This is a genomic window from Arthrobacter pullicola (genome assembly GCF_014836875.1).
Classification (GTDB): domain Bacteria; phylum Actinomycetota; class Actinomycetes; order Actinomycetales; family Micrococcaceae; genus Arthrobacter_B; species Arthrobacter_B pullicola.
On the sequence record NZ_JACSQC010000003.1, the window covers coordinates 307,212 to 321,106 of the forward strand.

The following is a 13,895-nucleotide window of genomic DNA, read 5'->3' on the forward strand; positions in this document are numbered from 1 at the left end:
CCGGATTCCTTATGGAAACCGGGAGGATTTTTTGCTTCCAAGGTTTCGGGTGCCAGTGTGTCCTTAGTCTCAAAGGCGTCCCGGGCGGCCCCCCTGTCACGGCCGCAGAACCAGCGGGTACGCTCACATCATGGACGGCAGCGGGCTCCTGAACGTTATCCTGGTGCTCTTCTTTGTGCTGCTGGGCGGAGTGTTCGCCGGAGCTGAAATGGCGCTCGTGTCCCTGCGTGAAGGGCAGATCCTGCGGATCGAGAGCTCCGGAAAGCGGGGAGCCAAGACAGCACAGCTGGCCCGGAACCCCAATCTGTTCCTCTCCGCCATCCAAATCGGCGTCACCCTTTCCGGATTTTTCTCCGCAGCCTACGGCGCCTCCGCACTTGCACCGGCGCTCGCGCCGGTCCTTGAGAGCTGGGGACTGAACCCGGCCGCAGCGCAGAGCACGGCATTCATCGCCATGACGCTGGTGGTCGCCTACCTGTCGCTTGTGTTCTCCGAGCTTGTCCCCAAACGGCTGGCAATGCAGAACGCCGAAGCTTTTACCCGCGTCCTATCCCCTCCCCTGGCCGGTTTCGCCACTCTGATGCGCCCGGTGATCCGCCTGCTTTCCGCCTCAACCAACGCCGTGGTACGGCTGCTTGGGGCAGACCCCAACCTCAAGAACCTGCCTGTCTCGCAGCAGGAACTGCTGGAAATGGTGAAGGCCAGCCCGGTGCTCGCGGATGAAAGCCGCAGCATCCTGGCGGATGTTTTCGGTGCAGGCCAGCGCCTGCTGCAGGAAGTCATGCGCCCGCGTCCCCTGGTGGAGTTCCTGCCAGCCTCACTCACCCTGGCAGAAGCCGGCCGCAGGGTGCAGGCACTGCCCTATTCCCGGTACCCGGTGACAGGTGAGTCCACTGACGACGTCCTCGGTTTCGTCCATGTTCGTGACCTCCTCGGCCGGAGCCCGGAGTCTGCCGCTGACGTCAGGGTGGGCGGCATCGTCCGGCCGATCCTTTTCCTGCCCGGCACCGCCACGGTGCTGCCCACGCTTTCGCGGATGCGGCGCGAAAACAGCCACATCGCCGTCGTTGTGGACGAATACGGCGGCACCGACGGGATCGTGACGCTTGAGGACCTGGTGGAGGAGCTGGTCGGGGAGATCTACGACGAATATGACACCGGCCGGGATCCGGAGGACAGGCATTTGATGGTGGAGGGAGAACTGATGGTCGACGGCGGACTGATCCTTCAGGAGTTCGCCCGCCTCACCGGCATGGAGCTGCCCGAGGGACAATATGAGACCGTGGCCGGCTACATCCTTGACCGGCTGGGACGGATGGCTGTGCCCGGAGACACCGTGTCCGCGCCCGGCGGCCGGCTGCGGGTGCTCGATGTCGAGCACCATCGCATCCGTGCTGTGCGCGTGATTCCGGCCCCGCCGGCGTCTGACCGAAGCACCGGCAGGAGGACGAAAGAGTGAATCAGCAGCTTCGCCGGAGGAAAGCCCGGGTGTGCATTGCAGGCTCCTTGGCGCTGGGCGGAGAATACCGGGCATGAGTCTTCCCAGCCCCGGCGAGGAAACAGCAGCCGGAAGCGCGCCGCAAGGCAGCACCGGCCCCGCCCTGAAACGGGTCATGGGGAGCAAGCTTCTGCTGCTGTTCATCATCGGGGATGTTCTCGGCACGGGTGTTTATGCCCTCACCGGGCAGATTGCCGGAGAGATCGGCGGCGCCGCCTGGGCGCCTATCCTGATCGCCTTCATCGTCGCAACGGTTACGGCGCTGTCCTATCTGGAACTGGTGACCAAATACCCCCAGGCCGCCGGCGCCGCCCTGTACACACACAAGGCATTCGGCATCCACTTCGTGACGTTCCTGGTGACGTTTGCCGTGCTGTGTTCGGGCATCACCTCGGCCTCCACCGCATCGAAGTTCCTGGCGGAGAATTTCCTGGTCGGCTTCAACCTCGGCTGGGGGCAGTTCGGGGTTACTGCGGTGGCCGTGAGCTTTGTCCTGCTCCTCGCCGTGGTCAACCTGCGCGGCGTCGGAGAGAGCATCAAGTTCAACGTCTTCCTGACCATCGTGGAACTCACCGGCCTGCTGATCGTGATCGGCATAGGTTTCTGGGCCATGGGGCAGGGCAATGTGGACTTCTCCCGCGTGATGGTCTTCGAGACGGCAGAGGGCAAATCGGTCTTTCTGGCCCTGACGGCAGCCACGTCCCTGGCGTTCTTTTCCATGGTCGGCTTTGAAGATTCAGTCAACATGGCAGAGGAAACCCGCGATCCCGCACGGATTTTCCCTAAAGTCATGCTCAGCGGACTCGGCATCACCGTCCTCATCTACGTGCTGGTGTCCATCGCTGCCGTAGCCGTGGTGCCGGTGGGGCAGCTGTCAGCGAGCCAGACGCCACTGCTGGAGGTTGTTCAGACCGGCGCACCCGGTTTTCCGATCGACGTCGTCTACCCGTTCCTGTCCATTTTCGCGGTAGCGAACACGGCGCTGATCAACATGCTCATGGCAAGCCGCCTGCTCTACGGGATGGCCCGCCAGGAGGTCCTTCCCCGGCCCCTGGCCCTGGTTCTTTCGGGCCGCCGCACACCGTGGGCCGCCATCCTCTTCACCACGGCGATCGCAGTGGGCCTGATCATTCTGGTCACCAACGTGATGGGACCCCAGACAGTCTCCGCCCTCGGAGGGACCACCGCCCTGCTGCTGCTGTGTGTCTTCACGGTGGTCAACATTGCCTGCATCGTCCTGCGCCGGCACCCGCCCGATCCGCAGCCCGATGGGGGCGGGGGAAGCCACCCGCCGCGGAAGACCTTCCGCTCCCCCGGGATCACTCCGTACTTCGGGGCCCTGAGCTGCGCCTTCCTCGTGGGGCCCTGGGCTCAGGACCCCATCGAATACCGGATTGCCGGGATCCTGCTCGCCGCCGGCGTCGTGCTGTGGTTCTTTACCTGGCTCTGGAACCGCGCGGTCAAAGCCAAGCGCACGCGCTTCACAGACCCGGAGGAACTCCATGGCTAGCATCGTCGTGGGCTACGTGCCCGGCCCCGAAGGCGAGGCGGCGCTGGCGCATGCACGCGCGGAAGCTGCCGTGGCGCGGGATCTGCTGGTGATAGTGAATGTCCGCACCACGGGGCGCGGGCTGGGGCACGGGCATGCCCACGGCGAAGACGCGGCCGACGATCTGGACGCGATCGCGGCCCAGCTGCAGGCCGACGGCCAGCCATTCGAGATTGCGCACCCGGAGGGAGACTACGATCCCGCTGATGAGATTCTCGCTGCAGCGGAACGGTATTCCGGCCGGCTGATCGTTGTTGGCATCCGGCACCGGACCCCGGTCGGCAAGCTGATCCTTGGAAGCACGGCCCAGCGGGTGCTGCTCGAAGCCGACTGTCCGGTTCTCAGTGTCAAAGCCGGGCAGTGACTCTCTGGAACTAGCCCTGCCGCTCCAGTTCCTCCGCGATTGCCTCGATACCTGTCCATGTCTCCGAGAAGGACGTCGAGAGTGGTGAAAGGCCCAGCCGGATGCCGTTCGGATTGCGGTAGTCCGGGATGATGCCGCGCTGCCACAGCCGTGCGGTTATGTCCCTGAATGCCGGATGGTCGATCGTAATGTGGCTCCCCCTGTTCTCCGGGTCCCGCGGTGAGGCGAGGACGACACCGTGCCCGGCCAGCACCTCATCCACTGCTTCAACGGCGAAGGACGTCAGGGCAACGGACTTTGCCCGAACGGCCTGGATCCCGACCCGGGAGATGAGATCCGCCATATCCTGCATGGCGAGCATGCCCAGGATCGGAGGCGTTCCGGAGACCACCCGGGCAATACCGGCGGCCGGCACAAAGCCAGCTTCCATGGCGAACGGATCACCGGCGCCCAGCCATCCCTGGATGGGCTGGGCAAAGTGCTGCTGGTGCCGCCGGGCGACGTAGGCCCAGGCGGGCGCGCCCGGACCGCCGTTGAGATACTTGTAGCTGCAGCCTGCGGCGTAGTCCACGTTCCAGGCATCAAGCTCGGCCGGAACCGAACCGGCGGAATGGCAAAGGTCCCACAGCACCCGTCCGCCGGCCGCGTGGACCAATGCGGTGATGGCCGGCACATCGGCGATAAAGCCGGAGCGGTAGGCGACATGGCTCAGCACGACCAGGGCGGTCTGCGGCCCGACGGCTGCGGCCACCGCGGCGGGTGTCACGCCGCCGTCGTAAGCGGCTTCCACCCAGTGCAGCGTCAGCCCGCACTCACGGGCGATACCGTCCATAACGTATCTGTCGGTGGGAAAGTTGTCCCGGTCCAGTACGATTTCCGTGCGGCCGCTCCCGGCGGCAACGGCGGCGCGGGCCAGCTTGTAGAGCAGGACCGTGGTTGAATCCGCCACGATGCACTGGCCCGGAGCCGCGCCCAGGACGCTGGCTCCCAGCTGGTCTCCGATCGCTTTGGGCAGACCCAGCCAGCCCTCGTCCCAGCCGCGGATCAGCCGCCCGCCCCACGCGTCGGAGATGAACTCCGTCATCCGGTCCAGCGTTGCCGCCAGCGGCCGGCCGAGTGAGTTGCCGTCCAGATAGGCACTGACTCCGGGGTCATTGTGCCCGATGAACTCCTCCCGCAGATCAGCCAGCGGATCGGCGGCGTCGAGTTCCTTGGCGCGGTTGGAAAGGAGAGAGCCCGTCATGGCCCGAACCCTAGCAGCCTAGGTGCCGGCCGGTCCCCCGGCCGCACCCAGCGGACGGGCGGATCCGTGGAAATGCCGGCGGCGGGTGCGCTGATTCCAGCCGGTGAACGTGGTTTCCCCTCGCTCCCCCGGTGATCCGGCGTCGGAAATCCGCAGGCTGACCGTTGCGGGGAGGAATACCGGAGACTCGAACTCAATCTTCCATTCGAACGGTTCCTGCACCGCGGGCCCCGCCTCCGCGACCACCCGGGAGGCGAGGTACATCCCGTGGGCGATCGAGCGCTTCATGCCCAGCGCTTTCGCGGAGAGGCTGCTGAGGTGGATCGGGTTGAAGTCTCCGGAGACCCTGGCATAGTTCCGCCCGGCATCCGCGCCGAGCCGCCACTGCGCCGTGGGCAGCGGCGGAGTGAAGTCGGCACGTTCCGCTCCGCGGGCCGGACGGTCAAGACGGGGAAGGAAAACTCCCTTCGCGAGGTACACCGACCTTCCGGTCCAGACCAGTTCCGCGCCGGAACGGACTTCGGCGACCAGCTCAACCTGGGTTCCGGCACGGTGGCCGGCCAGGTTTTCCGCCCAGGCCGTCACGGACAGCGGTTCCGTGTAATGGATCGGCCGCAGGTGCTGGACCTCATTGCGCAGATGCACCATTCCGAGCAGCGGCAGCGGAAAATCCTCCCGGGCCATCACGCTCATGGCCACCGGGAACGCAAAGGTGTGGACATATCCGGAAGGGAGGGTGTCCTGCGCGCTGTGCATGACCAGCCGCTGGAAGTCCGTCAGTTTCGCCAGGTCAACCCGTGCCTGCGGCACAGAGTGGCGTGCCGTGGGAAGCTCCTCTGCCGGCGACGGCGGTGAAAGCCGGCTGCGTGCCGCGTTGCCCACGGCGGCGAGATACAGCCGCCCGAGGGCCGGGATTTCCTCCAGTTCCTGAACGCTCATGCGCCCACCATATTCTGGCCGCAGACCCGCAGGACAGTGCCGTTGATGCCGGCGGCCGCATCGGAAGCCAGGAAGGCGATGGTTTCGGCGACATCCAGGGGAAGTCCGCCCTGCTGCAGGCTGGAAAGGCGGCGGGCGACCTGCCGGGTCAGGGCAGGCATCCGCGCAGTCATGTCCGTTTCGATAAAGCCCGGTGCCACCGCGTTGATCGATCCGCCGCGGGGCGCCAGCAGCGGTGCGGTGGCCCGCACCATGCCGATAATCCCGGCCTTCGAAGCGGCGTAGTTGGTCTGGCCGCGGTTCCCCGCTATACCGCTGGTTGAGGCAAGGGAGACAATCCGGCCGCTGCGGCTGAAGGTCTCCGACGCCAGGAAGGCTGCGTTCATTCTGAGCTGGGAGGAGAGGTTGACTGCCAGCACCGAGTCCCATCGGGATGAATCCATGTTGGCCAGCAGCTTGTCGCGCGTGATGCCGGCGTTGTGGATCACGATGTCCAGGTGCCCGTAGCGTTCCGCCGCGTGCGCCAGGATCCGGTCGGCGGCGTCGTCCCGGGTGATATCGACCTGCAGGGCGGTTCCCCGGACTTCGTTGGCAACGGCAGCGAGCTGCTCACCCGCCGCCGGAACGTCAACCACGATCACGTTGGCGCCTTCGCGGTGCAGGACCCGGGCAATGGAGGCGCCGATCCCGCGGGCGGCACCGGTGACGACGGCGGTTTTCCCCGCCAGCGAAGCCGTCCAGTCCGCGGGCAGTTCACCGGCCGCAGAACCGATGGTGATGAACTGGCCGTTGACATACGCGCTGCGGCCGGAGAGCAGGAAGTGCAGAGCGGCGGCCACGGACGGCGCGGTGGCGTCCGTGCCGTTGGCCAGCACAATGCCGTTGGCGGTGGCACCTCCGCGCAGTTCATGTGCCAGGGAACGGAGGGTGCCGTCGATGCCCTGCCTGGCTGCCGCGGCGGCCGGATCCTGGGCTTCGGCGGCAGGACGGGAGACGGTGATGATCCGCCCGCCCGGGGCCAGGTCGCGAAGGCTGGCTCCGGCGTCGAGAGCGACGGCGGAAAGGTCTTCCGGTGTCAGCGCTTCGTCCAGGACCATCAGGATGGCGCCCAGACGCTCTTTGGGCGTGGCATGGCGGCGCACATCCTGCTGCCAGGAAAGCAGCGTGGAGGCCAGGGTGTCCGCGGATTCACCCTTTCCCAGCACCAAAACGGGGCCCGGAACCAGTGGTTTGGCTGGGTCAAAGCGACGGAGCACGGCCGGACGGGGAAGACCCAGCTTCTTGGCGATTTCCTTGGTGAAACCGGAATTGACGAGGTTGAGGTAGGCATCGGTCATGATCAGCGGGCCTCCAGGATGGCCACGAGGCCCTGGCCGCCGGCGGCGCAGATCGAAATCAGCCCGCGCCCGGTTCCCTTTTCATGCAGCATCTTCGCCAGGCTGGCAACAATCCGGCCGCCGGTCGCCGCAAACGGGTGGCCTGCCGCCAGGGAAGAGCCGTTAACGTTCAGCCTGCTCCGGTCAATGCTGCCCAGGGGTCCTTCCAAGCCCAGCCGGGTGCGGCAGAATTCGTCGTCCTCCCACGCCGCGAGGGTGCTGAGCACCGTTCCGGCGAAGGCCTCGTGGATTTCGAAGAAGTCGAAGTCGTCGAAGCTGAGGTTGTTCCGGGCCAGGAGGCGCGGCACGGCGAAGGCCGGGGCCATCAGGAGCCCGTCGCGTCCGTGAACGAAATCGACGGCGCCGGCTTCGGCGTCGACGATATTGGCGAGCATGGGAAGGTCATGCTCCCGGGCATAGTCCTCAGAACCAAGCAGCACCACGGAAGCGCCGTCGGTGAGCGGCGTCGAGTTGCCTGCGGTCATGGTCGCTTCATCGCCGAGCGCGCGGCCGAAGACGGGCTTGAGTGAGGCCAGCTTCTCCAGCGAGGTATCGGCGCGAAGGTTGGAGTCCCGGGACAGTCCGCGGTAGGGGGTGATGAGGTCGTCGAAGAACCCGCGGTCATAGGCGGCCGCCAGGTTCCGGTGGCTGTTGTAGGCCAGCTCGTCCTGGCTTTCGCGGGTGATCTTCCACTGTGCCGTAGTGAGCGCCTGATGCTCCCCCATGGACAGACCTGTCCGGGGTTCTCCGGTGTTGGGTGCGTTCGGAGCCAGGTCTTTGGGCCGGATCGTCGCGACAGCCGCTATCTTCTGTTTGGTGGTCCGGGCCCGGGAGAGGTCCAGCAGTGCGCGGCGCAGCCCTTCGCTGACGGCAATGGGCGCATCGGAGGCGGAGTCGACGCCGCCGGCGATCCCGGACTCCAGCTGGCCGAGCTTGATCTTGTTGGCCAGGGAGACAACGGTTTCCAGTCCGGTGGCACAGGCCTGCTGGACGTCGTATGCCGGAGTCTCGGGGGACAGCGCCGAGCCCAGGACAGCTTCCCGGGTCAGGTTGAAGTCCCGCGAGTGCTTCAGGACGGCCCCGGCAGATACGGCGCCGATCCGTTCGTCCTGGAGGCCAAACCGGGCCACGAGCCCATCCAGCGCGGCGGTCAGCATGTCCTGATTGGAGCTGTGCGCGTACGCTCCGCCGGACCGGGCAAACGGGATGCGGTTGCCGCCAATCACCACGGCATTCCGTACGGCGGGACCTGCGGGCTGTGCCGGGCGGGGCGCGGACGTGGGTTGAGCAGCCATTCGTCGATCTCCTTGTGGGTCGTTGTGTGACGGGAGTTACTGTAACTCAGCGTACCTGATACGCTGAGTATCGTGAACAGCGCAGTGAAACAAACCACACCCGCTCCGGATGGCCGGTCCATCCGGTGGGAGGCCCACCGGGCTGAACGCCGGGGCACTCTGATCAAAGCCGCCCGCCGCGCCGTGCACACCATCGGTGCGCAGGCGTCGATGGAGGAGATTGCCGCCGCCTCAGGCACTTCCAAATCCGTGTACTACCGCTACTTCGGTGATAAATCCGGCCTTCAGCAGGCCATGGGCGAGGTGGTCATCAGCCAGATGCAGGACAAGATCCTGTCTGCGGCACGCAGTGCCGATTCTCCGCGGTCCGGTCTGCGCGCCATGGTTTCCGCCTATCTGCAGATGGCAGAGACCTCTCCCGCCGTGTACGCCTTCGTCACCGGCGGTCCGGCCGGTGACGCCGCAGGGACGAACGAGCCCGGTGTCGCGGCAGCACTGTCGGACTTCTTCGCCAACATCAGCGCCATGATGGACCACGCCGTGAGGTTCTACCTCGAAGGCCACGAGTCAGATGCGGTGACCCAGGCGGCCGCCGGCTTCTGGCCGACGGCGGCCCTTGGCATGGTCAGGGCCGCCGGTGAGCGGTGGCTGGCCACGCCTCCCGGACCGGCCCGCCCCACTGAAGCTGAAATGACCGACCAGCTGACGGCCTGGCTGTTCGACGGCATTGGATGGGACAGCCCCCAACCCGCAGCCGCCTCCGCTTCTTCATCAGCCCCTCCGCACGACCGCACCCGGAAAAACTCCGCCGCGGCCGGCGCCGACAAGTAAGGACATGCAATGACGCAATCAGTCTCCACCCCACAGCGCCAGCTTCCGGCCAGCACCATCATCAGCGATGACGATTCGGCCACCGTGAATGTGGAGGTCCTGGGCCGTGCGCTCCTGGGTAAGTGGCACGACATCCGGCTGCAGGCCCGCCAGCTGGCGGGCAACGAGGCCCTGCACACACCTGCCGGCCTGACCCACACCGAGCACCGGCTCCGCGTGATGGAACAGTTGAAGGTCCTGGTGGACTCCAAAGCTGTCCACCGGGCGTTCCCGGCCTACGTCGGCGGCCAGGACAACCACGGCGGCAACATCGCGGGCTTTGAGGAGCTGGTGACGGCTGACCCTTCCCTGCAGATCAAGGCCGGTGTCCAGTGGGGTCTCTTCGGCTCCGCTGTCCTTCACCTGGGAACCCGTGAACACCACGAGAAGTGGCTTCCGGGGATTATGAACCTGGACATCCCCGGCTGCTTTGCGATGACCGAGACCGGCCACGGCTCAGACGTCTCCAGCATTGCCACCACTGCCGAATATGATGCCGGCACGGAAGAATTCATCATCAACACACCCTTCCGGGCTGCGTGGAAGGACTACATCGGCAACGCCGCGGTCAACGGCAAGGCAGCCGTGGTCTTCGCGCACCTGATCACCAAGGGCGTGGACCATGGGGTGCACGCCTTCTACGTGGAGCTTCGCGGCGAAAACGGCTTCCTTCCGGGAGTCGGCGGCGAGGATGACGGCGTCAAGGGCGGCCTGAACGGCATCGACAACGGCCGCCTGCACTTCGACAACGTCCGGATCCCCCGGACCAACCTGCTCAACCGCTACGGCGACGTTGCCGCGGACGGTACCTACACCTCGACCATCGAGAGCCCGGGCCGCCGCTTCTTCACGATGATCGGCACCCTGGTCCAGGGCCGCGTTTCCCTTGACGGGGCAGCCGTGGCCGCCTCCAAGCTCGGCCTTAAGATCGCCGTCCAGTACGCCACTGAGCGCCGCCAGTTCAACGGTGCCTCGGACACGGTCGAAGAAGTCCTGATGGACTACCAGCAGCACCAGCGCCGGCTGCTGCCACTGGTGGCCACCACCTACGCGGCGTCGTTTGCCCACGATGAGCTGCTCGCCAAGTTCGACGACGTTTTCTCCGGCGCCGACGACACGGACGAGAACCGCCAGGACCTGGAAACCCTCGCCGCTGCGCTGAAGTCCCTTTCCACCTGGCACGCGCTGGACACGCTCCAGGAGTGCCGCGAAGCGACCGGCGGCGCCGGGTTCCTCGCCGAAAACCGGCTGACCGCCCTGCGGTCCGACCTGGATATCTACGTCACGTTTGAAGGTGACAACACCGTCCTGCTCCAGCTGGTCGCCAAGCGCCTGCTGGCCGACTACGCCAAGGACTTCCAGGGAGCGGACTTCGGCGTGCTGGCCCGTTACGTGGTGGGGCAGGCAACCGAGCGCACCTTCAACCGTTCGGGGCTGCGCCAAATTGTCCAGACCGTCGCGGATACCGGCTCGGAAAAGAAGTCAGCGATTGCACTGCGGGATCCGAAGACGCAGCACGACCTGCTGGCAGACCGGGTAGCAACGATGGTGGCCGAAGTGGCAGCGAACCTGCGCGAAGCACGCAAGCTGCCCAAGGCAGAGGGTGCTGCTGTATTCAACCAGAACCAGCATGACCTGATCGAAGCGGCCCGCGCGCACGCCGAGCTGCTGCAGTGGGAAGCGTTCACCCGGGGCCTGGACAGCATTGACGACGCCGGAACGCGCCAGGTGCTCACCTGGCTGCGCGACCTGTTTGGCCTGGGACTGCTCGAAAAAAACCTGGCCTGGTACCTGATGCACGGCCGGCTGTCCTCCCAGCGCGCCCGCACCCTGGGTGAGTACATCAACCGGCTGCTCGCGAAGCTGCGGCCGCACGCCCTGGACCTGGTGGATGCCTTTGGCTATGGTCCGGAGCACCTGCGCGCGGCCATCGCCACGGGCGCCGAAAAGACGCGCCAGGATGAGTCAATGGAATACCAGCGGCTGCTGCGCGCCAGCGGTGCCGCACCGATCGAGGAAAAGACGCTCATCCAGCGGAAAAAGCAGGCTGCCAGGTCCAAGGGCTGACACCTCTGGGCGGTAACCGCCGCTGCCGGGCAAACGCCGATGCCCGCCTGGATCTCCAGGCGGGCATCGGCGTTTACTGTCTGAGGCCAGGCCGTGTCCGGACCTGTTACGGCAGCACTGACCGGTAAACGTCGAGCGTGGCCTCGGCGATCGCATCCCAGGAGAACTCCTTTGCCGCGCGCCGCCGCCCGGCCTCCCCCATCTCCCTGGCACGCAGCGGATCGGTGACGACGGCGGTCAGGGCCGCAGCGAAGTCCCGCACGAATACTTCGGGGTGCAGCGGCGTGCCGGTGCCGTCACCCATCTGTTCCAGCGGGACCAGAAGTCCGGTCACGCCGTCGTCGACAACCTCCGGGATGCCGCCGGTGGCGCTGGCCACCACGGCGGTGCCGCAGGCCATCGCCTCCAGGTTCACGATGCCGAGCGGCTCGTAAATTGAGGGGCAGGCGAAAACGGTGGCGGTGCTGAGGACCTTGAGAAGCTCTGCCCGCGGGAGCATTCGTTCGATAACGACCACTCCGCTCCGCGTTTGTGCCAGTTCCTCGATCAGGACCGCTGTCTCTGCGGCCAGCTCAGGAGTGTCTGCCGCCCCCAGACACAGGACCACCTGGACCTCGGGAGGCAGGAGCGCAGCTGCGCGCAGCAGGAACGGAACACCCTTCTGGCGGGTGTTCCGGCCCACGAACACCACGCTCGGCGCATCCGGACTGATGCCAAGCGCCCGGACGGCGTCCGGGTCTTCGTCAGGATGCCAGGCGACGGTGTCGATGCCGTTGTGGACCACCCGGACCTTGCCGGGGGTGACTTCGGGGTAGGCGCGCAGGATGTCCCTGCGCATTCCCTCGGAGACGGCGATGATGGCGGAGGCGGCGTCGTACGCCGTTTTTTCGACCCAGGAGGAAAGGGCGTAGCCACCGCCCAGCTGCTCGGCTTTCCAGGGCCGGAGCGGTTCCAGGCTGTGGGCGCTCAGCACGTGGGGCACGCCGTAAAGCAGGGATCCCAGGTGTCCGGCCAGGTTCGCGTACCACGTGTGCGAATGAATCAGGTCGGCACCGGCAAGGCCCTGAAGCATGTCCAGGTCGGTGCCGAGGGTCTGAACCGCCGGATTGGCCCGGGACAGTTCACCCGGCACGCCGTAGGCCTGCACCTGCGCGCCGTGGAAATCAGCCTCCCGGGGCGCTCCGAAGCAGTGAACGCGCAGGTCAACCCGGCTGGCCAGTACCCGGCTCAACTCTGCGACATGCACACCGGCACCGCCGTAGATCTCGGGCGGGAATTCCTTGGAAACGATATCTATTCGCACCCTGACCAACGTAGTGCACGCCCCTTCCTTGATCTAGTGTGATGGGCAGCACGCTTATCTGTCCGGTCATCGCTCAACATTTTCCCTGCGGGAAAAGTCAGGAGTATGCACAATGGCACCCAAGAAAGTCCTGGCCGTCGTCCTCGCCGGCGGCGAGGGGAAGCGGCTGATGCCGCTCACTGCCGACCGGGCCAAACCCGCGGTGCCGTTTGCCGGCAAGTACCGGCTGATCGATTTCGCCCTGTCCAACCTGGTTAATTCCGGTTACCTGCAGATCGTGGTGCTGACCCAGTACAAGTCCCACAGCCTGGACCGGCATATTTCCGAAACCTGGCGGCTGTCGACCCAGCTGCAGAACTACGTCGCGTCCGTCCCCGCCCAGCAGCGGGTGGGCAAGAGCTGGTTCCTGGGCAGCGCGAATGCGCTCTACCAGTCGATGAACCTGATCGACGACGCGCGGCCGGACATCGTCGTCGTCATCGGTGCAGACCACGTCTACCGGATGGACTTCTCCCAGATGGTGGAGGCCCACATTGAATCCGGGGCGCCGTGCAGCGTCGCGGCGGTGCGGCAGCCGCTGTCGATGGCCGATCAGTTCGGTGTCATCGAGACCAGTCCAGCGGTTCCGGGACGGATTGCCGCCTTTGTGGAAAAGCCGTCCACCACCCCCGGCCTGCCGGATGACCCGGACAGCTTCCTCGCCTCGATGGGCAACTACGTGTTTACCACTGACGCGCTGGTTGAAGCCCTGCGCGTCGACGCAGAGCGGCTGATCACCAAGCACGACATGGGCGGGGACATCATTCCCTACTTCGTGGAGCGCGGCGAAGCGGCGGTGTACGACTTCACCGAGAACGTCATCCCGGGCGCCACCGGCCGCGACCACCGGTACTGGCGGGACGTCGGGACACTGGATTCCTACTACGACGCCCACATGGACCTGATCTCCCCGTTGCCGGCCTTCAACCTCTACAACCTGCAGTGGCCCATCTATACCCGCCAGAGCATTTCCCCACCCGCGAAGTTTGTCCGCGGGGCCGATGACGAGCCGGGTACTGCCATGGACTCGATTGTGTCCAACGGCGCAGTGATCTCCGGCGGCAGCGTCAGCGGTTCGGTGCTGGCCCACGACGTCTACGTCGACGCCCTGTCCACGGTCAGCGACAGCGTCATCATGGACGGCGTACACGTGGGCGAACGGTCCATTGTCCGCCGGGCCATCATCGACAAGTTCGTCCAGGTGCCGCCGGGGGCCACTATCGGCGTCGACCGGGAACTGGACCTTGCCCGCGGGTTCACGGTCACGGCGTCGGGACTTACGGTGGTGAGTAAAGGGCAGTCGGTGCGGACCGGCTAGCACCGGCAGCTGGGTTGGCCGATACCGGGCCCTG

The 13,895-nt window shown here is 66.0% G+C and carries 11 protein-coding genes; 6 read left to right on the forward strand and 5 right to left on the reverse strand.

Annotation, left to right across the window (positions count from 1 at the left end; all coding sequences use genetic code 11):
- Positions 1-130: 130 nt before the first annotated feature.
- The 3 genes from H9638_RS07685 (at position 131) to H9638_RS07695 (ending at position 3,411) form a co-directional block, all read left to right on the forward strand.
- Positions 131-1,459, forward strand: a complete 1,329-nt coding sequence (locus H9638_RS07685) for a hemolysin family protein (protein WP_191746611.1) — start codon at positions 131-133, stop codon at positions 1,457-1,459.
- A gap of 73 nt (positions 1,460-1,532) precedes the next feature.
- Positions 1,533-3,008, forward strand: a complete 1,476-nt coding sequence (locus H9638_RS07690; protein WP_225217144.1) for an APC family permease — start codon at positions 1,533-1,535, stop codon at positions 3,006-3,008.
- Entirely contained in the window at positions 3,001-3,411 is a 411-nt protein-coding gene (locus H9638_RS07695) for a universal stress protein (protein ID WP_191746612.1), read from the forward strand. The genes H9638_RS07690 and H9638_RS07695 overlap by 8 nt, the downstream gene beginning before the upstream one ends.
- 10 nt (positions 3,412-3,421) lie before the next feature.
- Here H9638_RS07695 and H9638_RS07700 read toward each other — a convergent pair whose 3' ends face one another.
- From H9638_RS07700 to H9638_RS07715, 4 genes are read right to left on the reverse strand one after another with little or no spacing between them, the layout of a single operon-like run.
- Entirely contained in the window at positions 3,422-4,654 is a 1,233-nt protein-coding gene (locus tag H9638_RS07700; protein WP_191746613.1) for a kynureninase, read from the reverse strand.
- 18 nt (positions 4,655-4,672) lie between these two features.
- Positions 4,673-5,593 (reverse strand): MaoC family dehydratase, encoded by a 921-nt coding sequence (locus H9638_RS07705; RefSeq protein WP_191746614.1) that lies wholly within the window; start codon positions 5,591-5,593, stop codon positions 4,673-4,675.
- Positions 5,590-6,930, reverse strand: coding sequence for a 3-oxoacyl-ACP reductase (locus H9638_RS07710; RefSeq protein WP_191746615.1), 1,341 nt, complete (start codon positions 6,928-6,930; stop codon positions 5,590-5,592). Before H9638_RS07710 ends, H9638_RS07705 begins: the two co-directional genes overlap by 4 nt.
- Positions 6,931-6,932: 2 nt before the next feature.
- Positions 6,933-8,264 carry an acetyl-CoA C-acetyltransferase gene (locus H9638_RS07715; RefSeq protein WP_191746616.1) on the reverse strand — a complete coding sequence of 444 codons (1,332 nt, stop codon included), beginning with the start codon at positions 8,262-8,264 and terminating at the stop codon, positions 6,933-6,935.
- Between the two features lie 72 nt (positions 8,265-8,336).
- Between H9638_RS07715 and H9638_RS07720 the strand changes: the two genes are divergently transcribed.
- Together H9638_RS07720 and H9638_RS07725 are read left to right on the forward strand one after the other, a co-directional pair.
- A complete protein-coding gene (locus tag H9638_RS07720; RefSeq protein ID WP_191746617.1) occupies positions 8,337-9,095 on the forward strand; it encodes a TetR/AcrR family transcriptional regulator in 759 nt (252 codons plus the stop codon).
- A gap of 9 nt (positions 9,096-9,104) precedes the next feature.
- Positions 9,105-11,201 (forward strand): acyl-CoA dehydrogenase family protein, encoded by a 2,097-nt coding sequence (locus H9638_RS07725; RefSeq protein WP_191746618.1) that lies wholly within the window; start codon positions 9,105-9,107, stop codon positions 11,199-11,201.
- Positions 11,202-11,307: 106 nt separating this feature from the next.
- On the opposite strand, the gene glgA is transcribed toward H9638_RS07725, so the two are convergent.
- Positions 11,308-12,504 carry a glycogen synthase gene (gene glgA, locus H9638_RS07730; protein WP_191746619.1) on the reverse strand — a complete coding sequence of 399 codons (1,197 nt, stop codon included), beginning with the start codon at positions 12,502-12,504 and terminating at the stop codon, positions 11,308-11,310.
- Positions 12,505-12,616: 112 nt separating this feature from the next.
- On the opposite strand from glgA, the gene glgC reads away from it, so the two are divergent.
- Positions 12,617-13,861: a glucose-1-phosphate adenylyltransferase gene (glgC, locus tag H9638_RS07735; RefSeq protein ID WP_191746620.1), complete on the forward strand. Its 1,245-nt coding sequence runs from the start codon at positions 12,617-12,619 to the stop codon at positions 13,859-13,861.
- Positions 13,862-13,895: the final 34 nt, after the last annotated feature.

Coding starts and splice junctions, on each gene's coding strand:
- H9638_RS07685 (WP_191746611.1), top strand. CDS start 131: ATGGACGGCAGCGGGCTCCTGAACGTTATCCTGGTGCTCTTCTTTGTG.
- H9638_RS07690 (WP_225217144.1), top strand. CDS start 1,533: ATGAGTCTTCCCAGCCCCGGCGAGGAAACAGCAGCCGGAAGCGCGCCG.
- H9638_RS07695 (WP_191746612.1), top strand. CDS start 3,001: ATGGCTAGCATCGTCGTGGGCTACGTGCCCGGCCCCGAAGGCGAGGCG.
- H9638_RS07700 (WP_191746613.1), bottom strand. CDS start 4,654: ATGACGGGCTCTCTCCTTTCCAACCGCGCCAAGGAACTCGACGCCGCC.
- H9638_RS07705 (WP_191746614.1), bottom strand. CDS start 5,593: ATGAGCGTTCAGGAACTGGAGGAAATCCCGGCCCTCGGGCGGCTGTAT.
- H9638_RS07710 (WP_191746615.1), bottom strand. CDS start 6,930: ATGACCGATGCCTACCTCAACCTCGTCAATTCCGGTTTCACCAAGGAA.
- H9638_RS07715 (WP_191746616.1), bottom strand. CDS start 8,264: ATGGCTGCTCAACCCACGTCCGCGCCCCGCCCGGCACAGCCCGCAGGT.
- H9638_RS07725 (WP_191746618.1), top strand. CDS start 9,105: ATGACGCAATCAGTCTCCACCCCACAGCGCCAGCTTCCGGCCAGCACC.
- glgC (WP_191746620.1), top strand. CDS start 12,617: ATGGCACCCAAGAAAGTCCTGGCCGTCGTCCTCGCCGGCGGCGAGGGG.